Source organism: Pseudomonas sp. GW821-FHT07F05, from assembly GCF_059418765.1.
The window spans coordinates 288889-309744 of record NZ_JBWKQL010000003.1 but is presented as its reverse complement, the minus strand read 5'-3'; the positions used below and the strand labels follow the sequence as shown (position 1 = coordinate 309744).

20 protein-coding genes are annotated in these 20856 nt (G+C 60.7%); 3 read left to right on the top strand and 17 right to left on the bottom strand.

What is annotated here, in order from left to right:
- Window positions 1-8: 8 nt before the first annotated feature.
- The 3 genes from recA to AC07RO_RS09170 all read right to left on the bottom strand — a co-directional run bounded on the left by recA (window position 9) and on the right by AC07RO_RS09170 (window position 1893).
- Complete coding sequence (recA, locus tag AC07RO_RS09180; protein ID WP_065989790.1) at window positions 9-1073, bottom strand: recombinase RecA; 1065 nt, start codon at window positions 1071-1073, stop codon at window positions 9-11.
- Window positions 1074-1158: 85 nt separating this feature from the next.
- A complete protein-coding gene (locus AC07RO_RS09175; RefSeq protein WP_423571820.1) occupies window positions 1159-1659 on the bottom strand; it encodes a CinA family protein in 501 nt (166 codons plus the stop codon).
- Between the two features lie 102 nt (window positions 1660-1761).
- Window positions 1762-1893, bottom strand: a complete 132-nt coding sequence (locus AC07RO_RS09170; RefSeq protein WP_265386899.1) for a hypothetical protein — start codon at window positions 1891-1893, stop codon at window positions 1762-1764.
- 260 nt (window positions 1894-2153) lie between these two features.
- Here AC07RO_RS09170 and mutS point away from each other — a divergent pair, with 260 nt between their 5' ends.
- Window positions 2154-4721, top strand: coding sequence for a DNA mismatch repair protein MutS (gene mutS, locus AC07RO_RS09165; protein ID WP_346625680.1), 2568 nt, complete (start codon window positions 2154-2156; stop codon window positions 4719-4721).
- A gap of 239 nt (window positions 4722-4960) precedes the next feature.
- Window positions 4961-5284, top strand: coding sequence for a ferredoxin FdxA (gene fdxA, locus AC07RO_RS09160; RefSeq protein ID WP_065989796.1), 324 nt, complete (start codon window positions 4961-4963; stop codon window positions 5282-5284).
- Window positions 5285-5843: 559 nt separating this feature from the next.
- Here fdxA and rpoS read toward each other — a convergent pair.
- The 8 genes from rpoS to AC07RO_RS09120 all read right to left on the bottom strand — a co-directional run bounded on the left by rpoS (window position 5844) and on the right by AC07RO_RS09120 (window position 13126).
- Window positions 5844-6848 carry an RNA polymerase sigma factor RpoS gene (gene rpoS / locus AC07RO_RS09155; protein WP_065989798.1) on the bottom strand — a complete coding sequence of 335 codons (1005 nt, stop codon included), beginning with the start codon at window positions 6846-6848 and terminating at the stop codon, window positions 5844-5846.
- Between the two features lie 103 nt (window positions 6849-6951).
- The gene (locus tag AC07RO_RS09150; protein ID WP_192170840.1) at window positions 6952-7845 is read right to left on the bottom strand and encodes a peptidoglycan DD-metalloendopeptidase family protein; all 894 of its coding nucleotides are present in this window, start codon (window positions 7843-7845) and stop codon (window positions 6952-6954) included.
- Window positions 7846-8024: 179 nt separating this feature from the next.
- Window positions 8025-8660 carry a protein-L-isoaspartate(D-aspartate) O-methyltransferase gene (locus tag AC07RO_RS09145; protein WP_172610991.1) on the bottom strand — a complete coding sequence of 212 codons (636 nt, stop codon included), beginning with the start codon at window positions 8658-8660 and terminating at the stop codon, window positions 8025-8027.
- 41 nt (window positions 8661-8701) lie between these two features.
- Entirely contained in the window at window positions 8702-9451 is a 750-nt protein-coding gene (surE, locus tag AC07RO_RS09140) for a 5'/3'-nucleotidase SurE (RefSeq protein WP_495085874.1), read from the bottom strand.
- Window positions 9439-10497, bottom strand: coding sequence for a tRNA pseudouridine(13) synthase TruD (gene truD / locus AC07RO_RS09135; protein WP_495085873.1), 1059 nt, complete (start codon window positions 10495-10497; stop codon window positions 9439-9441). Before truD ends, surE begins: the two co-directional genes overlap by 13 nt.
- Window positions 10494-10967 carry a 2-C-methyl-D-erythritol 2,4-cyclodiphosphate synthase gene (ispF, locus tag AC07RO_RS09130; RefSeq protein ID WP_495085872.1) on the bottom strand — a complete coding sequence of 158 codons (474 nt, stop codon included), beginning with the start codon at window positions 10965-10967 and terminating at the stop codon, window positions 10494-10496. Before ispF ends, truD begins: the two co-directional genes overlap by 4 nt.
- Window positions 10968-11073: 106 nt before the next feature.
- On the bottom strand, window positions 11074-11919 hold the full coding sequence (gene fghA / locus AC07RO_RS09125) for an S-formylglutathione hydrolase (RefSeq protein WP_122537381.1): 846 nt from the start codon (window positions 11917-11919) through the stop codon (window positions 11074-11076).
- Between the two features lie 94 nt (window positions 11920-12013).
- On the bottom strand, window positions 12014-13126 hold the full coding sequence (locus tag AC07RO_RS09120) for an S-(hydroxymethyl)glutathione dehydrogenase/class III alcohol dehydrogenase (RefSeq protein ID WP_495085871.1): 1113 nt from the start codon (window positions 13124-13126) through the stop codon (window positions 12014-12016).
- Between the two features lie 103 nt (window positions 13127-13229).
- Between AC07RO_RS09120 and AC07RO_RS09115 the strand changes: the two genes are divergently transcribed.
- Window positions 13230-14126 (top strand): LysR substrate-binding domain-containing protein, encoded by an 897-nt coding sequence (locus AC07RO_RS09115; protein ID WP_495085870.1) that lies wholly within the window; start codon window positions 13230-13232, stop codon window positions 14124-14126.
- 5 nt (window positions 14127-14131) lie between these two features.
- Here the strand turns inward: AC07RO_RS09115 and ispD are convergent, their stop codons facing one another.
- The 6 genes from ispD to tilS all read right to left on the bottom strand — a co-directional run bounded on the left by ispD (window position 14132) and on the right by tilS (window position 20849).
- A complete protein-coding gene (gene ispD / locus AC07RO_RS09110; protein WP_495085869.1) occupies window positions 14132-14842 on the bottom strand; it encodes a 2-C-methyl-D-erythritol 4-phosphate cytidylyltransferase in 711 nt (236 codons plus the stop codon).
- A gap of 10 nt (window positions 14843-14852) precedes the next feature.
- Window positions 14853-15131: a cell division protein FtsB gene (gene ftsB, locus AC07RO_RS09105; RefSeq protein WP_037014212.1), complete on the bottom strand. Its 279-nt coding sequence runs from the start codon at window positions 15129-15131 to the stop codon at window positions 14853-14855.
- A 159-nt stretch (window positions 15132-15290) separates the two neighbouring features.
- Window positions 15291-16577: a phosphopyruvate hydratase gene (eno, locus tag AC07RO_RS09100; protein WP_122537377.1), complete on the bottom strand. Its 1287-nt coding sequence runs from the start codon at window positions 16575-16577 to the stop codon at window positions 15291-15293.
- Between the two features lie 170 nt (window positions 16578-16747).
- The gene (gene kdsA / locus AC07RO_RS09095; RefSeq protein WP_122622970.1) at window positions 16748-17593 is read right to left on the bottom strand and encodes a 3-deoxy-8-phosphooctulonate synthase; all 846 of its coding nucleotides are present in this window, start codon (window positions 17591-17593) and stop codon (window positions 16748-16750) included.
- Between the two features lie 14 nt (window positions 17594-17607).
- On the bottom strand, window positions 17608-19239 hold the full coding sequence (pyrG, locus tag AC07RO_RS09090) for a CTP synthase (protein ID WP_192132158.1): 1632 nt from the start codon (window positions 19237-19239) through the stop codon (window positions 17608-17610).
- Window positions 19240-19511: 272 nt separating this feature from the next.
- A complete protein-coding gene (tilS, locus tag AC07RO_RS09085) occupies window positions 19512-20849 on the bottom strand; it encodes a tRNA lysidine(34) synthetase TilS (protein WP_495085868.1) in 1338 nt (445 codons plus the stop codon).
- Window positions 20850-20856 lie beyond the last annotated feature (7 nt).

Genomic DNA, 20856 nt, shown 5'->3' with positions numbered 1-20856 from the left:
GGCGGGGATCAGATGTCCGCGTCAGCTTCGACTTCAGCCACATCGTCTGCCGCTACGCGGGACGATTGAGCCTTCACATCAGGCGCTGCAGTCAGCAGTTTCTCGCGAATCTGCCTTTCGAGGGTGGTGCCGATTTCCGGGTTGTCAGCCAGGAACTTCGCGGAGTTGGCTTTACCCTGACCGATCTTGCTGCCTTGGTAGCTGTACCAGGCGCCGGACTTCTCCAGCAGACCGTGCAGCACGCCGAGGTCGATGATCTCGCCGTTACGGTAGATGCCCTTGCCGTAGAGAATCTGGAACTCAGCCTGACGGAACGGTGGGGCCACCTTGTTCTTGACGACCTTGACGCGGGTTTCGCTACCGACGACTTCGTCGCCTTCCTTGACCGCGCCTGTACGGCGGATGTCCAGACGAACCGACGCGTAGAACTTCAATGCGTTACCGCCGGTAGTGGTTTCCGGACTGCCGAACATCACGCCGATCTTCATACGGATCTGGTTGATGAAGATAACGAGGCAGTTGGCTGTCTTGATGTTACCGGTGATCTTGCGCAGCGCCTGGGACATCAGTCGGGCTTGCAGGCCGACGTGCATGTCGCCCATTTCGCCTTCGATTTCAGCTTTTGGTACCAGAGCGGCCACGGAGTCGACGACGATGACGTCGATCGCGTTCGAGCGCACCAGCATGTCGGTGATTTCGAGGGCCTGTTCGCCGGTATCTGGCTGGGAAACCAGCAGGTCATCGACGTTGACGCCCAGCTTGCCGGCGTACTCTGGATCGAGCGCGTGCTCGGCGTCGACGAATGCGCAGGTGGCGCCCATTTTCTGGGCTTCTGCGATGACGGACAGAGTGAGGGTGGTTTTACCCGAAGATTCCGGGCCGTAGATTTCAACGATCCGGCCTTTTGGCAGGCCACCGATACCGAGTGCGATATCGAGACCCAGCGAGCCGGTGGAGATAGCAGGAATAGCCTGGCGGTCATGGTCACCCATGCGCATTACGGCACCTTTGCCGAACTGACGCTCGATCTGACCCAAGGCCGCAGCCAAGGCTTTCTTCTTGTTGTCGTCCATTGAATCCTCTCGTAATAGGTTAGGCCTTGACGGCCGATATAACTGTATAAGTAGCCAGTATTATTCCACAGGGTCTGACGCGCGCCTACCCCTGATTTGGTATTTCTCCGCGAGAGAGGCGTACAAGCCCCTCTAGCGCGGCGCTCACCGTTTGTCGGCGGACCGCATCACGGTCACCTGCAAATAGAAAGCGCTCGGCGATCAATCGTTCCGCCACGCCCCAGCAGACCCACACCGTACCGACAGGTTTCTCCGCGGAGCCCCCGTCCGGCCCGGCCACCCCACTGACCGCGACCGAAAACTGCGCACCGCTGTTGGCCTGCGCACCCCTGGCCATGGCTTCGACCACTTCGCGGCTGACGGCGCCGACCTGGGCGAACAACGCTTCCGGCACCGCCAGTTGTCGGGTCTTCTGCCGGTTGGAGTAGGTGACATACCCGGCCTCGAACCAGGCCGAACTTCCGGGGATACGGGTGATGGCTTCAGCGATGCCGCCTCCGGTGCAGGATTCGGCCGTACTGACCTGCGCGCCCGCTGCCAACAGTTGCTGACCCAGGGTTGCTGCCAGGTGGGTGATATCGTCCAAAGGGGTTCTCCGTATCGGTCGAGGCAAAGCAGACACGCTACACCAGCAGGATGGATGTGCAACACAGACGCGACCTGAATCCGGATCACGCCTGCAAGACACTTATTTGCGCTCCGGTTTTTCGGGGCAGGGTTTCTTGACGGTTTCCACGATGGTCTCCCGTGGACGTCGCTTGGCCTCCTCCAGAGGGATGAAACGGCCGTTGGTTGAATCTCGTCCTCGCTTGCGTTGCATAGGGCAATCCTTGTCGATGATGCCGCCTCCAGTCGGGCGGTGCTCGACATCCTAGCCAGCTCGAAGCGCTTCGTGTCGGTTCGGAAACGCGCCGTGACGAATCAGCCGGACCTGCGGCCCGAGAGCGTGCGTGGTAACCTTGCCGCCATCGCAAAAGCAATCGGATATGACGTCGGGCCACGTAGGTGGAATCCCTTTTGTCGCCCGAAACTTGCCTCAACCTCCTACAGAATTTGCCTAAATAACTGATGAATAAAGCAATTTCCGACCTCTCCTCGCACACCCCGATGATGCAGCAATACTGGCGGCTGAAAAATCAGCACCCCGACCAGCTGATGTTCTATCGCATGGGTGACTTCTACGAGATCTTCTACGAAGACGCCAAGAAGGCGGCCAAGCTGCTCGACATCACGTTGACCGCGCGCGGCCAGTCAGCGGGGCAAAGCATTCCCATGTGCGGCATCCCCTATCACGCGGCGGAAGGCTATCTGGCCAAGCTGGTGAAACTGGGCGAGTCGGTGGTCATCTGCGAACAGATCGGCGATCCGGCGACCAGCAAAGGACCGGTTGATCGTCAGGTGGTGCGCATCATCACGCCGGGGACCGTCAGCGACGAAGCCTTGCTGGACGAGCGTCGGGACAACCTGATCGCCGCCGTACTGGGCGACGAGCGCCTGTTCGGGCTCGCCGTGCTGGACATCACCAGCGGCAATTTCACCGTGCTGGAAATCAAGGGCTGGGAAAACCTGCTGGCCGAACTTGAGCGTATCAACCCGGTGGAGCTGCTGATTCCCGATGACTGGCCGCAAGGGCTACCGGCGGAAAAACGCCGCGGTGCCCGTCGTCGCGCGCCCTGGGATTTCGAACGCGATTCGGCGCACAAAAGCCTGTGCCAGCAGTTCTCCACCCAAGATCTGAAAGGCTTCGGCTGCGAGAACCTGACCCTGGCGATCGGCGCGGCCGGCTGCCTGCTGGGTTACGCCAAGGAAACCCAGCGCACGGCCTTGCCGCACCTGCGCAGCCTGCGCCATGAGCGTCTCGACGACACGGTGATTCTGGACGGCGCCAGCCGCCGCAATCTGGAACTCGACACCAACCTGGCGGGCGGGCGCGACAACACGCTGCAGTCGGTGATGGATCGCTGCCAGACCGCCATGGCCACGCGCCTGCTGACCCGCTGGCTGAACCGCCCACTGCGCGATCTAAATATCCTGCAGGCCCGCCAAGAGTCGATTGGCTGCTTCCTTGAGCGCTACCGCTTCGAGAACCTGCAGCCGCAGCTGAAAGAGATTGGCGACATCGAGCGCATTCTCGCGCGTATCGGCCTGCGCAACGCCCGCCCGCGAGACCTGGCGCGGCTGCGTGATGCCCTAAGCGCACTGCCCGAGTTGCAGCTGGCACTGGCCGAGCTTGAAGCGCCGCACATCCAGCAACTGGCGAAAACCGCGAGCACTTACCCGGAGCTGGCCGACCTTCTGCAACGCGCGATCATTGACAACCCGCCTGCGGTGATTCGCGACGGCGGCGTACTGAAAACCGGTTACGACGCCGAGCTCGACGAGTTGCTGTCCCTGAGCGAGAACGCCGGGCAGTTCCTCATCGATCTGGAAACCCGGGAGAAGGCGCGCACCGGGCTGGCTAACCTCAAGGTCGGCTACAACCGCGTGCACGGCTACTTCATCGAACTGCCGAGCAAGCAGGCGGAGCAGGCGCCGGCCGATTACATCCGCCGCCAGACGCTTAAAGGTGCCGAGCGCTTTATCACCCCGGAGCTCAAGGAATTCGAAGACAAGGCGTTATCGGCCAAGAGCCGCGCGCTGGCTCGGGAAAAGATGCTCTATGAGACGCTGCTGGAAGACTTGATCGGTCACTTGGCGCCGCTGCAGGACACCGCCGCCGCGCTGGCGGAGCTGGATGTGCTGAGTAACCTGGCCGAGCGCGCGCTGAACCTGGACCTCAACCGTCCGCGCTTCACCGACGAGCCGTGCATGCGCATCGAGCAAGGTCGTCACCCGGTGGTGGAGCAGGTCTTGTCGTCGCCGTTCGTGGCCAACGACCTGGACCTCAATGACAACACGCGCATGCTGGTGATCACCGGTCCTAACATGGGCGGTAAATCCACCTACATGCGCCAGACCGCTTTGATCGTGTTGCTGGCGCATATCGGCAGCTTCGTGCCGGCGGCGAGCTGCGAGCTTTCGCTGGTCGACCGTATCTTCACGCGTATCGGCTCAAGTGATGACCTGGCCGGCGGACGCTCCACCTTCATGGTGGAGATGAGCGAGACGGCGAACATCCTGCACAACGCCACCGACAAAAGTCTGGTGCTGATGGATGAAGTCGGACGCGGCACCAGCACCTTCGACGGGCTTTCCCTGGCGTGGGCTGCGGCGGAATGCCTCGCCCAGCTGCGCGCGTACACGCTGTTCGCGACGCATTACTTCGAGCTGACCGTGTTGCCGGAGAGCGAGCCGCTGGTGGCTAACGTGCATCTGAATGCCACCGAGCACAACGAGCGCATTGTGTTCCTGCATCGCGTGCTGCCGGGCCCGGCGAGTCAGAGTTATGGTCTTGCCGTGGCGCAACTGGCGGGCGTGCCGGGGCGCGTCATCACGCGGGCCAAGGAGCATCTGTTGCGTCTGGAGACCACCAGCCTGCCCCACGAACAGCCCAAGGCCAAGCCGGGCAAACCGCCGCTGCCGATGCAGAGCGATATGTTCGCAAGTTTGCCGCACCCTGTTCTGGACGAGTTGTCGAACCTGAAGATCGACGACCTGACGCCGCGACAGGCGCTTGAGTTGTTGTATTCGATGAAGACACGCATCTAACGTCATTCGTAACAAGCTGTTAGAATCCCGCGCGGTTCGGGACGCTGTGAGCTTTTAGCCTGGCTTTACAGCGCACCTGGCCGCGTTTGAACGCAGCGAACCAAGGTCGGACATCGCCGCGCAGGACACCTTGCCTGCCGCGTTGCTCGAGAAGCTGAGTTTTACGGCCGGGGGACGTCCCGTACCTGGCAAGCCGGACTGAACGGCCTTGCTGCCGCCGCCTGAGGAGAGAATTAGAAATGACCTTCGTCGTCACCGACAACTGCATCAAGTGCAAGTACACCGACTGCGTAGAAGTCTGTCCGGTGGACTGCTTTTACGAAGGCCCGAACTTCCTGGTGATTCACCCGGACGAGTGCATCGACTGCGCCCTGTGCGAGCCTGAATGCCCTGCGAACGCGATCTTCTCGGAAGACGAGATTCCGGCCGGTATGGAGAATTTCATTCAGCTGAACGCAGAGCTGGCTGACGTCTGGCCCAACATCACGGAACGCAAAGACGCGCTGCCGGATGCGGCGCAGTGGGATGGCAAGACCGGCAAGATAGCCGATCTGGAGCGCTAAGCGCTTGCTGATAAAAAGGGCCCTTCGGGGCCTTTTTGCGTTGGGCCTCCAAACGGCCTCACTTTTCAGCAGGCGAAAAAAAGGGGCGGTTTGACCCGCCCACATTTTTTCCATAATCCCTTCAATCCTTTTTCATCATCCTGATGAATCGCATCCTGCGATGTCCTTGAGCAGTCGTCCTTGACCGCCTGTACCAATCCGTCGGTACAGGACTGATCTTAGTGATTTAAACCGTCAGGGCAAGGCCCGAGAGTTTTCAGGAAAATTCAGACACTGGCTGACACTCTCTTAAAATTATCAATTGAATCAGAGAGATAGCGACTGACTTGCAACTGACGGAGACATGATCCGCCAAAGAAGAGACGATAACTCACATTACGCGTAAGAAACGGCTTACAGCCTGAGTAAGCATCACTTACCTGATTGTGAAAACGAACGTTGGCCCATCAAATCGCTGTCATGGGAACTCCATCAAAACCACCTTCAACCGACATAAAAAAAGCCCCGACTCGTCGGGGCTTTCGTGTTGCTCGATGTAACTTACGCCAAGTTTCTACGCTTATTGAAAGAGTGACTCGCTGGACAAGCCATTCTTCTCGAGAATCTCGCGAAGGCGCTTCAACCCTTCCACTTGAATCTGGCGTACACGCTCGCGGGTCAGGCCGATTTCCAGTCCGACGTCTTCCAGCGTGCTGCTTTCATGCCCGCGCAGCCCGAAACGACGAACAACGACTTCACGCTGCTTGTCGGTCAACTCGGACAGCCACTGATCGATGCTCTGGGAGAGATCATCGTCCTGAAGCAACTCGCACGGGTCGGTAGGACGATCGTCAGTGAGCGTGTCGAGCAGCGTTTTGTCGGAGTCAGGCCCCAGAGACACATCTACCGAGGACACGCGCTCGTTGAGGCCCAGCATGCGCTTGACCTCACCGACCGGCTTCTCCAGCAGGTTGGCGATTTCTTCGGGAGAGGGTTCGTGGTCCAGCTTCTGCGTCAGCTCCCGCGCGGCGCGCAGGTAGACGTTGAGCTCTTTGACCACATGAATCGGCAGGCGGATCGTGCGCGTCTGGTTCATGATCGCGCGCTCGATGGTCTGACGGATCCACCAGGTGGCGTAGGTAGAGAACCGGAATCCGCGCTCCGGATCGAATTTTTCGACCGCTCGAATGAGGCCCAGGTTGCCCTCCTCGATCAGGTCCAGCAATGACAGACCACGATTGACGTAGCGTCTGGCGATTTTCACGACCAGCCGCAGATTGCTCTCAATCATGCGTTTGCGCCCAGCCGGATCGCCGCTTTGCGACAGTCGCGCAAAGTGGACTTCTTCTTCCGGGGAGAGCAGGGGGGAAAAACCGATTTCATTGAGATACAGCTGCGTAGCATCCAGTGCCCGCGTGTAGTCAATGTACTTATGCTGTTTGAGCGCTGCAGAGTTTTTCGGTTTTGCACGAACAGAAGGTGTAGCTGGCTTCTCATCCGTTGCAGAATCCAGGACGATTACGGGCTCCATCAGGAGGACCTCGTCGTCTATGTCAAACTCCGGCACTTCTTTGCTGAGAGCCATTGTTATAGTCCTTTGGTGAGTTCGACCTCAAGCTCCAGTGACGCCTTCTTCCATGGCAGCACTTGAGCCTGTCCCCTCTACGCAGGAACAGGCTGACAACCGATCAGCGACGTGGCAAGAATTCCAGTGGATCTACTGGTTTACCCTGGCGGCGAATCTCGAAATGCAGTTTCACCCGGTCAGTCCCCGTTGAGCCCATCTCGGCAATACTTTGCCCTGCCTTGACCTGTTGTCCCTCCCGAACCAAGAGCCGACGGTTATGTCCGTATGCACTGACGTAGGTATCGCTGTGTTTGATGATGACCAACTCGCCGTAGCCCCTTAATCCACTCCCGGCGTATACCACGGTCCCATCAGACGCGGCCAAAACAGGCTGTCCCAAATCACCAGCGATATCAATTCCTTTATTCAAACTACCGTTTGAAGAGAACTTGCTGATCAAAACGCCGCTTGTTGGCCATGTCCAGCCGCTCGGAGAGCGGGCGCCGGTGACCACGGTTGTGTTGACCGGCGTGGTCGTCGAGTTGCTGGTCGGCGGTGGCGTCGTGGCGGCGACAGCGCCTACGGGCCTTGAAATCACGGTGGTTTTCAGCGACCCGGAAGGCGATGTCGAACTGCTCGTGGTGGTCTGCGGAACGCTGGCCGAGCCAGAAGCCACGGCCGTGGACGGCGAGCTGGCGCGCCCGTCGAAACGGATCGTCTGACCCACATGAATGGTGAATGGCTCTGGGATATTGTTGCGTGCGGCCAGCGCTTTCCAGTCCCAGCCGTAACGGAATGCAATGGAAAACAGCGTGTCGCCGCGCTTCACGACGTACTGACCTGTGGTGACCGGCTGACGTGTCGGCACCGTCGACTTGCCGTTTCGGTCGACAACCCGCACGCCGCCCGATGGCGTGCTGGAGCAGCCGACCAGAAGGATACTCAGGGCAACTCCAATCACCAGACGCTGAAAACTTGTTGAAGAACTACGCTGCCGAATGACTGTGAGACTCACCCGCCACTCCCTTTACCGGTGACTGAAGAAGAAACTGCCCTGCGTCGTGAAAAGACCAGGCAGCCATGAAAAACTTGGTGTGAGACGGCGCTGCGGCAGTAGGCCGAAGCATCGTTGCAAAACGCCAGCCTGTAGACCGGCTGCGTCTTGTGGAATTCATTGCCTTCGCAAAATAGCGATTAAGCCAATGGTCCGTTGAGCAACGGGACGAAACGAACGGCGCCCAGCACATGGCGAGAGAAACCGTTTTCCTCACGAATGATCAGCATCAGTTGCTGCACCTCACCCGACCCCACCGGAATCACCAGACGACCGCCGGGTGCCAGTTGGTCCAGCAAGGCCTGAGGCACGTCGGTAGCAACCGCGGTGACAATGATCCCGTTGTAAGGCGCGAGCGCCGGCCAGCCTTCCCAGCCATCGCCCCAACGAAACACCATGTTGCGCAGGTTCAGCTCGACGAGGCGTTCCTTTGCGCGATCCTGCAGCACCTTGATCCGCTCAACGGAGAAAACCCGCTCCACCAGTTGCGCCAGCACGGCGGTCTGGTAACCCGAGCCGGTGCCGATCTCCAGCACTTTATCCAGCGGGCCCGCCGCCAACAGCAGCTCGCTCATGCGCGCCACCATGTAAGGCTGGGAGATCGTCTGGTTGTTGCCGATCGGCAGCGCGGTGTCTTCGTACGCGCGGTGCGCGAGGGCCTCGTCGACAAACAGGTGTCGAGGGGTCTTGCGAATGACGTCCAGCACCTGGGTGTTGGCGATACCTTCTTCGCACAACCGTTGAATCAGACGCTCGCGGGTACGCTGGGAAGTCATTCCCACGCCACGTCGTAACAGATCATCTTGCTCACGCGACATCAGGCCATTCCCTCCAGCCATGCGTTCAGGCTGTTGAAACCGTCCTGATAAGTACGATCCAGCTGCAACGGGGTGATCGACACATAACCCTGCATCACGGCGTGGAAATCGGTGCCCGGCCCGCCGTCTTCGGCATCTCCTGCGGCAGCAATCCAGTAACCGGCCTTCCCGCGCGGATCGACCACGCGCACAGGCGCCGCCGCACGGGTGCGATGGCCAAGACGGGTCAGCTGAATTCCGCGCACATGTGCCAGCGGCAGGTTAGGGATATTCACATTCAATACGGTACGGGGTGGAAGGTCGAGGCGTTCATGGGCTTCGACCAGAAGCCGCGCGTAATGCGCAGCGGTTGCCAGGTTATCGACCTGACGTGACAAAAATGAAAAGGCAAATGACGGGCGTTGCAGAAAACGACCTTCCAGCGCCGCAGCAACGGTGCCCGAATACAGCACATCGTCACCCAGGTTGGCGCCGAGGTTGATCCCCGAAACAACCATGTCCGGCTCATCGGGCAGCAAGCCGTTGAGTCCGAGGTGGACGCAATCGGTGGGCGTGCCGTTGAGGCTGATGAAGCCGTTGTCCAGGGTGTGCGGGTGCAAGGGCCGGTCCAGCGTCAGCGAACTGCTCGCGCCGCTCTTGTCTTGATCGGGCGCAATCACCACGCACTCGGCGTACCCGGCCAGCGCGCCATGCAGCGCAGCCAGCCCGGGGGCCATAACCCCGTCATCATTTGAAATCAGAATATGCATGAGCTGTCCGTCTGCCCTGCCGGCGCGAGATCGACGAGTTCACGCACCAATGCGGTGGCGAAGCATCCGGCCGGCAGGACGAATTCCAGTTGCAGAATGTCAGGCTCGGGATAATGCCACGTCAACCGCCCGATGGGCAGTCGCAGGATGCGCCGTTCGTGCTCCATTCCCGCTTTTATCAACCAGTTACAGAGCGACGCCTCCCGCGCGGCGATGCTGTTTTCAAGCGCTGCGGTGGCGCCTGCAGCCGGGGAATCGCCCTCGCCCCACTGCGGCCCGGTCGGGTGCAGATCGAGGATCGCCAGTCGCGGGTCACTGCACTCGGCTTCGCCAGCAGGGAAGAAACTGCGGCTGTCGGTGAAGGCCAGCAGATCGCCCACTTGCGCCCGTTGCCAGCTGCCATCGGCGACCCGCGCCGCCAAGACCTGATTGAAGAGGTAACTGCGCGCAGTGGATAACAGTCGAGAGCGCACATTGCGCTGCTCGGGCAGGGCCTGACGCTCAGCGTAGTGACGGGCCTCACCCAGATTCCCGCCCTCGTAGCCAAAGCGTTGGGCACCGAAATAGTTGGGGATGCCGTGTTGTTTGATCGATTCAAGACGTGCGTCGAGCCCGGCCTTGTCGGCCTGCAACTGTGTCAAACGCAACGTGAAGCCATTGGCGGCGTGGGCGCCCCGTTGCAGCTTGCGCTTGTGGCGTTTGCTATCGAGGATCTTCAGCGAATCGTTTTCAGCCACTGACATGTCCGGATCGGCCTTGCCCGGCAGCTGAATGCTGAACCACTGACGGGTCAACGCCTGGCGATCCTTCAAACCGGCGTAGGCGACGGTTCGCAACGGCACGCCGGCCGCCTTGGCTAGACGCCGGGCGGCTTCCTCGGTATTCAAGCCGCGTTTTTCAACCCACAACCACAGGTGCTCGCCATCCCCGGACAGCGGAATGTCGAGGACTTCATCGACCTGAAAGTCTTCGGCAGTGGCCTTCAGCACAGCAGTACCCAGTGGGTCGCCGTAAGCTCTCGGGCCCAGAAGTTCGAGCTCGGTCATGCGCTGATCAACAACGCGACGGCGTGCACGGCGATGCCTTCTTCGCGGCCGGTGAAGCCCAGCTTTTCAGTGGTGGTCGCCTTGACGTTGATCTGGTCGATGTCGACTTGCAGGTCTTCGGCAATCAAGGCGCGCATGCTTTCGATGTGGGGGGCCATCTTCGGCGCCTGGGCAACGATCGTCGCGTCGACGTTGCCGACATTCCAGCCCTTTGCCTGCACTTGCTTGAGCACATGACGAAGCAGAACCCGGCTGTCGGCGCCCTTGAATTGCGGATCGGTGTCCGGGAAATGCTTGCCGATGTCGCCCAGCGCGGCAGCACCCAGCAGGGCATCGCTCAGCGCATGCAGCACTACATCGCCATCGGAATGCGCGAGCAAACCCGACGTGTGCGCAATCCGCACGCCGCCCAAGGTAATGAAATCGCCTTCAGCGAAACGGTGCACATCGTAGCCGTGGCCAATACGCATAAAAAAACGCCCTGAAAAAGTCAGGGCGTGATTCTACCTACTTTGACCGACATTAGGGTCGGCCCGCGCTCAATTGCCCGTGACGCTGCAATTGAGGGCGAGGACTTCAGCCGGCCAGGGCTCGGGCGTGATGGCGCAAGTGGTCTTCGATGAAGCTGGCGATGAAGTAATAGCTGTGGTCGTACCCCGGCTGCATGCGCAATTCCAGAGGATGACCGGCCGCCTTCGCCGCCTGAACCAACGATTCCGGCTTGAGCTGATTGCCGAGGAAATCGTCGCGATCGCCCTGGTCCACCAGCAGAGGCAAGCGCTCGGTGGCCTCGGCAATGAGCACGCTGGCGTCCCATTCACGCCAGCGCGAACGGTCTTCGCCCAGATAGCGAGAGAAGGCCTTCTGTCCCCAAGGACAATCCATCGGGTTGCAGATGGGCGAGAACGCCGACACCGATTGGTAGCGGCCGGGATTGCGCAATGCACCGACCAGCGCGCCATGGCCACCCATGGAGTGCCCGCTGATGCTGCGCTTGTCCGAGGCCGGAAAGTGCGCCTCGATCAACGCGGGCAGCTCGCTGATCACATAATCGTACATGCGATAGTGCCGCGCCCACGGCTGCTCGGTGGCGTTCAGATAAAAGCCGGCGCCCAGGCCGAAGTCGTAGGCCTTGTCCGGATCATCTGGCACGTCGGCGCCGCGCGGGCTGGTGTCTGGCGCCACGATGATCAGCCCCAGTTCCGCCGCCACGCGCAGCGCACCGGCCTTCTGCATGAAGTTCTCATCGGTGCAGGTCAGCCCCGACAGCCAGTAGACCACCGGCAGCTTGCCGCCCTGCTCTGCCTGCGGCGGCAGATACACCGCGAACACCATGTCGCAGCCGAGCACATCGGAGTGATGTTTGTAACGCTTGTGCCAGCCGCCGAAGCTTTTCTGGCACGAGATGTTTTCCAGACTCATGGGCTTCTCCGGGCGGCAAGCTTCAAGCCTCGAGCGGCAAGAGGTCATGACACGACGTTCTTGCGGCTTACAGCCTGGAGCTTGCCGCTGCTCCTCAGAAATGAATGACGGTACGGATGCTTTTGCCTTCGTGCATCAGGTCGAAGGCTTCATTGATCCGGTCCAGGCCCATGGTGTGGGTGATGAAGGTGTCCAGCGGGATTTCGCCGGTCTGCGCTTTTTCGACGTAGCTCGGCAGTTCGGTGCGGCCTTTGACGCCGCCGAAGGCCGAACCGCGCCAGACGCGACCGGTGACCAGCTGGAACGGACGGGTGGAGATTTCCTGACCTGCGCCAGCGACGCCGATGATCACTGATTCGCCCCAGCCCTTGTGGCACGATTCCAGCGCCGCACGCATCAAGTTCACGTTACCTACGCACTCGAAGCTGTAATCCACGCCGCCGTCGGTCATTTCGACGATCACTTCCTGAATCGGCTTGTCGTGATCTTTGGGATTGACGAACTCGGTCGCCCCCAGTTCACGGGCTACATCGAATTTGGACGGGTTGATGTCGACCGCGATGATGCGGGAGGCCTTGGCCATTTTTGCGCCGATGATCGCCGCCAGGCCGATACCGCCGAGGCCGAAGACTGCCACAGTGGCGCCCTCTTCGACCTTGGCCGTGTTCAGGACCGCACCGATACCGGTGGTGACACCGCAACCCAGCAGGCAGACCTTCTCCAGCGGCGCTTCTTTGGGGATTTTTGCCAGAGAGATTTCCGGCACTACGGTGTATTCGGAGAACGTCGAGCAGCCCATGTAGTGGTAGATCGGCTGGCCGTTGTAGCTGAAGCGGGTGGCGCCGTCGGGCATCAGGCCTTTGCCTTGGGTAGCGCGGACTTTCTGGCAGAGGTTGGTCTTGCCGGACTTGCAGAATTTGCACTCGCGGCATTCGGCGGTGTACAGCGGAATGACGTGGTCGCCCACGGCGAGGGAGGTCACGCCCTCACCGATAGCCTCGACGACGCCCCCACCTTCGTGACCGAGGATGCACGGGAAGACGCCTTCGGAATCCGCACCGGACAAGGTGTAGGCATCGGTGTGGCACACGCCGGATGCGACGGTACGGATCAACACTTCGCCGGCTTTCGGGGCCTCAACGTCCACTTCGACGATCTGCAGTGGTTCATTGGGCGCGAAGGCAACGGCAGCACGTGACTTGATCATCATGATCTCCAGCTAAATAAATACGAGCCCGGAGTGTAATGCAGTGCTGACTGATGAATAATCCACCTGAAAGCAAAACATTAATGCTGTGTAGGGACAATTGATGCAGGTCAGTCGCTGGGAAGGTCTGGACGAGTTCGTCGCCGTTGCCGAGTGCGGGCAGTTCACCGCCGCGGCTGAGCGGCTTGGGGTGTCGTCATCGCACATCAGCCGCCAGATCGCGCGACTGGAAGAGCGCTTGCAGACGCGACTGCTCTATCGCAGCACCCGAAAAGTCGCTCTGACCGAAGCCGGTCAGACGTTTCTGCATCACTGCCAGCGCTTGCAGGACGGACGCGAAGAAGCGCTGCGTGCGGTCACCGACCTGACCAGCGAGCCGAAGGGGCTGCTACGGATGACCTGCGCCGTGGCGTACGGCGAAAGGTTCATCGCCCCGCTGGTGACACGTTTCATGGAGGAATACCCGCAACTGCGCGTTGACATCGAGCTGACCAACAACACGCTGGACCTGGTGCATGAAGGCCTGGACCTGGCGATCCGTCTGGGCCGCTTGCAGGAATCACGACTGGTGGCTGCACGACTGGCGCCGCGCAAGATGTACCTGTGCGCCTCCCCCGCTTATCTCGAACGGTATGGCCGGCCCCACAGCGTGTCGGAACTGGCACGACACAATTGCCTGATCGGCAGCTCGGACAGCTGGCAGTTGCAACAAAACGGGCGGGAATTTTCCCAGCGGGTGCAGGGCAACTGGCGCTGCAACAGCGGGCAGGCGGTGCTGGATGCGGCATTGCGCGGGGTCGGGCTGTGTCAGCTCCCGGATTACTACGTGCTGGAGCATCTCAAGCGCGGTGCGCTGGTGTCGTTACTGGATGCCCACCAGCCGCCGAACACCGCCGTCTGGGCGCTGTACCCGCAGCAGCGGCATCTGTCGCCCAAGGTGAGAAAGCTGGTGGATTATCTGAAGGCGGGCTTGGCGTCGCGGGAGGAATACAGCCTGTAGGCGGATCAGCCGTTGAATTCGACCCTTCGCTGGCGCAGCCACTCGAGGTCTTCCGGGCGGGTGACCTTGATGTTGTCGGCGCGCCCTTCAATCAGACGCGGCGATTGCCCGGCCCATTCGATCGCCGAGGCTTCATCGGTGATCGCCACATTCGACACCAGGCTGTCCGCCAGCGCCTGGTGCAGCGCACCCAGACGAAACATCTGCGGCGTATAGGCCTGCCAGATCAGGCTGCGATCCACGGTTTCGGTGACGCGGCCATTGGCATCGGCGCGCTTGAGGGTGTCTTTTGCCGGCACCGCCAACAGGCCGCCGACCGGATCATGCGCCAGCTCGCCCAGCAGATTATCGAGGTCCGAACGCGCCAGATTCGGGCGCGCGGCGTCATGCACCAGCACCCAATCGTTGTCATCGGCGCCGTTGGCGTGCAGGTGCAGCAGCGCATTGAGCACCGAGTCCGCACGCTCCTTGCCGCCTGCGACCTGCTGGATGCGGGAATCCAGCGCGCAAGGCAACGTCGGCCAATAAGGGTCATCCACAGCCAGACTGACCACCAGGCCCTTGAGCTGGGGGTGATCGAGAAAGCAAAGCAGGCTGTGTTCAAGAATCGTGAGGCCGCCCAGTTGCAGGTATTGCTTGGGGCGGTCTGCCGCCATGCGCGCGCCAACGCCCGCTGCGGGAATCACTGCCCAGAAGGCAGGAAGGGATTGAGTCATTACACCAACGTCACTGTGCCAACTGATAAAGGGTTTCGCCGTCCTTGACCATGCCCAATTCATGACGGGCACGCTCTTCAACGGTTTCGAGGCCTTTTTTCAGCTCCAGCACTTCCGCGTCGAGGACTCGGTTGCGCTCCAGCAGAGCATCGTTTTCGGCATGTTGATCGGCGATTTGCTGAGTCAGACTGGCCACCTGCGCGAGACTGCCATTACCTACCCATAGGCGATACTGCAAGCCAGCGAGCATCAAAAGCAGAACGAGGAACAACCAGTTAGGACTGCGCATTGTGAATATCTGTTACCCGGCGAATAAAGACAGCAAAACCGACCATTTCAAATGCCCATAAGCCCGGTGGTCACCGGGCTCATGGATCAGGACGACAAGAGAGGTCACGCTTCAGTGACTTCTCCTACAACGCCTGCTGCCTTTTTACCATCTTTGCGATCAGCCGCGAAACTCGCCGCGACCACGGTACACCGCTTTGGCGCCCAGTTGCTCTTCGATACGCAGCAGCTGGTTGTACTTGGCGATACGGTCGGAACGGCTCAACGAACCGGTCTTGATCTGGCCAGCCGCAGTACCCACGGCCAGGTCGGCAATGGTGGAGTCTTCGGTTTCGCCGGAACGGTGCGAGATCACGGCGGTGTAACCCGCGGCCTTGGCCATCTGGATAGCTTCCAGCGTTTCGGTCAGCGTACCGATCTGGTTGAACTTGATCAGGATCGAGTTACCGATCTTCTTGTCGATGCCTTCTTTCAGGATCTTGGTGTTGGTCACGAACAGGTCGTCGCCCACCAGCTGGATCTTGTCGCCGATCTTGTCGGTGAGGACTTTCCAGCCATCCCAGTCCGACTCGTCCAGACCGTCTTCGATGGAGATGATCGGGTGCTTGCTGACCAGGTCAGCTAGGTAGTCGGCGAAACCGGCAGAATCGTACTCGCCTTCTTCGCTCAGCACGTATTTGCCGTTCTTGTAGAACTCGCTCGCGGCGCAGTCCAGCGCCAGGGTCACGTCGGTGCCCAGTTTGTAGCCCGCGTTGGCAACGGCTTCGGCGATGGCGTCCAGCGCGTCGCCGTTGGAGTTCAGGTTCGGCGCGAAGCCACCTTCGTCACCCACGGCAGTGTTCAGGCCACGTGCTTTCAAAACCGCTTTGAGGTGGTGGAAAATCTCGGTGCCCCAGCGCAGGCCTTCGGAGAAGGTCTTGGCGCCCACCGGCTGAATCATGAATTCCTGGATGTCGATGTTGTTATCAGCGTGCTCGCCACCATTGATGATGTTCATCATCGGGACCGGCATCGAGTAAACACCCGGCGTGCCGTTCAGATTCGCGATGTGCGCGTACAGCGGCAGATCCTGGTCCTGAGCGGCGGCCTTGGCAGCGGCCAGGGACACGGCGAGGATCGCGTTGGCGCCCAGGCTGGCTTTGTTCTCGGTGCCGTCCAGCTGAATCATCGCGTGATCCAGGGCTTTCTGGTCAACCGGGTCTTTGCCCAGCAGCAGGTCGCGGATCGGGCCATTGATGTTGGCCACGGCTTTCAGAACGCCCTTGCCCATGTAACGGCTCTTGTCGCCATCACGCAGCTCGAGCGCTTCACGCGAGCCGGTGGAAGCACCGGACGGCGCGCAAGCGCTGCCGATGATGCCGTTGTCGAGGAGCACGTCTGCTTCCACGGTGGGATTGCCACGGGAGTCGAGAACTTCACGACCTTTGATGTCGACGATTTTTGCCATTGTTGTTAACACTCCAAGATTGACGAAAACGACGCAGCTGGGAAAACGATTCGGCGTCTCAGGGCTCTAGGACAACGGGCAGGCCCTGAAACGACAATTTTCCCGACCCTTTGGTCGGGAAAACAACGAACGGCACTCTACCGGAGGGCTCGGCGCCGGAGAAGCGGGTTTTACGCCGTTTCGATCGTCGGGAAGCTTTTAACGAGTTCGTCGAGCGCCTTGAGCTGGGCCAGGAACGGCTCCAGCTTGTCCAGGCGCAGGGCGCAGGGACCGTCGCACTTGGCGTTGTCCGGATCCGGGTGGGCTTCCAGAAACAGACCGGCCAGGCCCTGGCTCATGCCGGCCTTGGCCAGATCGGTCACCTGGGCACGACGGCCACCGGCGGAATCGGAGCGACCACCTGGCATCTGCAGGGCGTGGGTCACGTCGAAGAACACCGGGTATTCGAATGATTTCATGATGCCGAAACCGAGCATGTCGACAACCAGGTTGTTGTAGCCGAAGCTCGAACCGCGCTCGCAGAGGATCAACTGATCGTTACCCGCTTCGACGCACTTGGCCAGGATGTGTTTCATCTCGTGGGGCGCGAGGAACTGGGCTTTCTTGATGTTGATCACGGCGCCGGTCTTGGCCATGGCCACGACCAGATCGGTCTGACGGGACAGGAAAGCCGGCAACTGAATGATGTCGCAGACCTCCGCCACGGCAGCGGCCTGCTCAGGCTCGTGCACGTCGGTGATGATCGGCACGCCGAAGGCTTGCTTGATGTCCTGGAAAATCCGCATGCCTTCTTCAAGGCCCGGGCCGCGATAGGAGGTCACCGAGGAACGGTTGGCCTTGTCGAAGCTGGCCTTGAACACGTACGGAATGCCGAGTTTCTCGGTCACTCGCACGTATTCTTCACAGACCTGCATCGCCATGTCACGCGACTCGAGGACGTTCATGCCGCCGAACAGAACCATAGGCTTGTCGTTGGCGATGTCGATCGAGCCGACGCGGATGATTTTCTGTGCCATGTGATAAATCCCTATCAGCCGTTCTTCTGGTGTTGAGCAAGCGCTGCCTTGACGAAACCACTGAACAACGGGTGGCCATCGCGCGGCGTAGAGGTGAACTCGGGGTGGAACTGGCAGGCCACGAACCAAGGATGGTCAGGGGACTCGACCACTTCAACCAGCGCGCCGTCACCGGAACGACCGGAGATTTTCAGACCGGCCTCGACCAGTTGCGGCAGCAGATTGTTGTTCACTTCATAACGGTGGCGATGGCGCTCGACGATGACGTCGTTGGCGTAGCAATCGTGCACCAGAGAACCCGGTTCCAGCAGGCATTCCTGCGCGCCCAGACGCATGGTGCCGCCCAGGTCCGAGGTTTCGGTACGGGTTTCGACAGCACCGGTGGCGTCTTCCCATTCGGTGATCAGACCGACGACCGGGTGCTGGCTGGCGCGATCAAACTCGGTGGAGTTGGCGTCTTTCCAGCCCAGCACGTTACGTGCGAACTCGATGACTGCCACCTGCATGCCCAAGCAGATGCCCAGGTAAGGCACCTTGTTTTCGCGAGCAAACTGCACGGCCGTGATCTTGCCCTCGACGCCGCGCAGACCGAAGCCGCCCGGGACGAGAATCGCGTCGACGCCTTCGAGCAGGCCGGTGCCCTGATTCTCGATGTCTTCGGAATCGATGTAGCGCAGATTGACCTTGGTACGGTTGCTGATGCCGGCGTGACTCATCGCTTCGATCAGCGACTTGTAAGCGTCCAGCAGCTCCATGTACTTGCCGACCATCGCGATGGTGACTTCGTGTTCCGGATTGAGTTTGGCGTCGACGACCTTTTCCCACTCGGACAGGTCGGCACTGCCGCACTGCAGGCCGAAGCGCTCGACGACGAAATCGTCAAGGCCCTGGGAATGCAGGATGCCCGGGATCTTGTAGATGGTGTCGGCGTCTTCGAGGGCGATGACCGCGCGCTCTTCAACGTTGGTAAACTGCGCGATTTTGCGGCGCGAAGAAATGTCGATCGGGTGGTCGGAACGGCAGACCAGTACGTCTGGCTGCAGGCCGATCGAACGCAGTTCCTTGACCGAATGCTGAGTCGGTTTGGTCTTGGTTTCGCCCGCGGTGGCAATGTACGGAACCAGTGTCAGGTGCATAAGCATGGCGCGCTTGGCGCCCACTTCGAAACGCAGCTGACGGATCGCCTCGAGGAACGGTTGCGACTCGATGTCGCCCACGGTGCCGCCGATTTCGACCATGGCGACGTCGGCATCGCCGGCGCCCTTGATGATGCGACGCTTGATTTCGTCGGTGATGTGCGGGATCACCTGAATGGTCGCGCCCAGATAATCACCACGGCGCTCTTTGCGCAGGACGTGTTCGTACACACGGCCGGTGGTGAAGTTGTTGTTCTGGGTCATGGTGGTGCGAATGAAACGCTCGTAGTGACCCAGGTCCAGGTCAGTCTCGGCGCCGTCGTGGGTGACGAACACCTCACCGTGCTGGAACGGGCTCATGGTGCCGGGATCGACGTTGATGTAGGGGTCCAGCTTGAGCATGGTGACCTTAAGTCCCCTCGCCTCCAGGATGGCCGCCAATGAAGCCGAGGCGATGCCTTTCCCCAATGAAGAAACAACACCGCCCGTGACGAAGATGTAGCGCGTCATGAAAAACCCTAGAAGTCTGCGTTAAAGCGGTCAGAGCCGCCGGGGAAAGCGAAGGAAGGCCGAAGCCCCCGACAACCTGCGTGTTTCACTGTGGATCTTCGAATCTGTCGCGCCCAAGTCAGCGACCGGCCTTGAAAAGGTCTGTCCGTGGTTTGCCACATTTTTGAGAATCGTCCAGTAAAAACTGGCTGGTAATCGGCAACTTGCGTCGTTCCGGAAGGATCGACATAAGCTGTATCAAGAAGGGAGCGTAGTCTACCGGAAAGGCCCTTTCAGCTCAAACTTTGGTCATTCGTCGGTGGCAACCAGTGCAATCGCCAGTCGCCACGGGGGCTGGCGTCCAGTCCCGGAAGGTTTGCCACGGCCAATAATTGCTCGCCGCGGTACAACAGCGGCAATCGGCCGCGCAGAAAAACCGGCACGCCCTTCTCGTTGAGCAGCCTTTTCAGGTCGCGTCGGCCTCTGTCCGGCACATCGAAAGTTTCGCCGCCCTGGCGGTAGTGCACATGCAAGCCACCCGCAGGCGCAGCGCCGAGGATCTGCAGCATGCCGTTGCCCGGCAGCGCGAGAGGTTGCGACGCCATGGACCAGTGCTGCGAGCCGGCGACGTTTTTCAGCCAGATCCCCGACAGCCACCAGATACGCCCTTCGGCTCGGTGCATCTGACCCTCGGCCAGTCGCCAGATGGGGCGACCGTCCGGCCCGGCGTCGCGCAACGAATCCCAGCCCACCCAGTGATCGGTGTCCGGCAATCGAGTGAGCGGCGCCAGCCAGTGGCGCAGTGCGTTGCGTTGTCGGGCGGGTGACAGCGCTTCGAGCGGCGCCAGTTCAAGGGAGGGCATGTCGAGCCACGGCCAGGGGCATGGCGTGTCAGCGAGTGCGAGGTCCTGCACCGCCAGCTCGTCCAGCAACTGCTGGGCTTCGGCCAGATGCGCGGCGCTGCGGGCCATGCTTGCGATCGCTTGCGGCCAGCGCGTTGTCACCAGCGGCAGTACATGACTGCGCAGGTAGTTGCGCGAGAAGCGGCTGTCTTTGTTGCTCGGGTCCTCGATCCAGCTCAACCCCTGTTCCCGGGCATAAGCCTCGAGGGTGGCGCGAGATTCATCCAGCAGCGGCCGAAACAACTGTCCTGCGCCCAAAGGACGCTGCGCCGGCATCGCGGCCAGCCCGCGCACCCCGGCGCCACGCAGCAGACGGAACAGCAGCGTCTCGGCCTGATCGTCACGGTGCTGGGCGGTAAGCAGCACCTCGCCGGGCCCGAGGGTTGAGTTGAACGCGGCGTAACGAGCGTCACGCGCGGCTTGTTCGAGGCTCGCGCCGGGGCGCACCTGGACGTCGATGACCTCCATCGGCACCCCCAGAATCTGACACATCTGCCGGCAATGCACCGGCCACGAAGCAGCCACCGCCTGAAGGCCATGGTTGACGTGAACAGCGGTCAGCGGAGGAAGCGCGTGAACCCTGGCAAGTTCCGCCAGCAGGTGAAGCAGGACAGTGGAATCGAGCCCACCTGAGAATGCGACGCGCCAGGCGACTGCAGCGCGCCAGGGTTCGAGGCGCGACAGCAGACGTCTGGAGAGTGCAAGTGTGATGCTGTCCGGTTTGCTCATGCTGGTT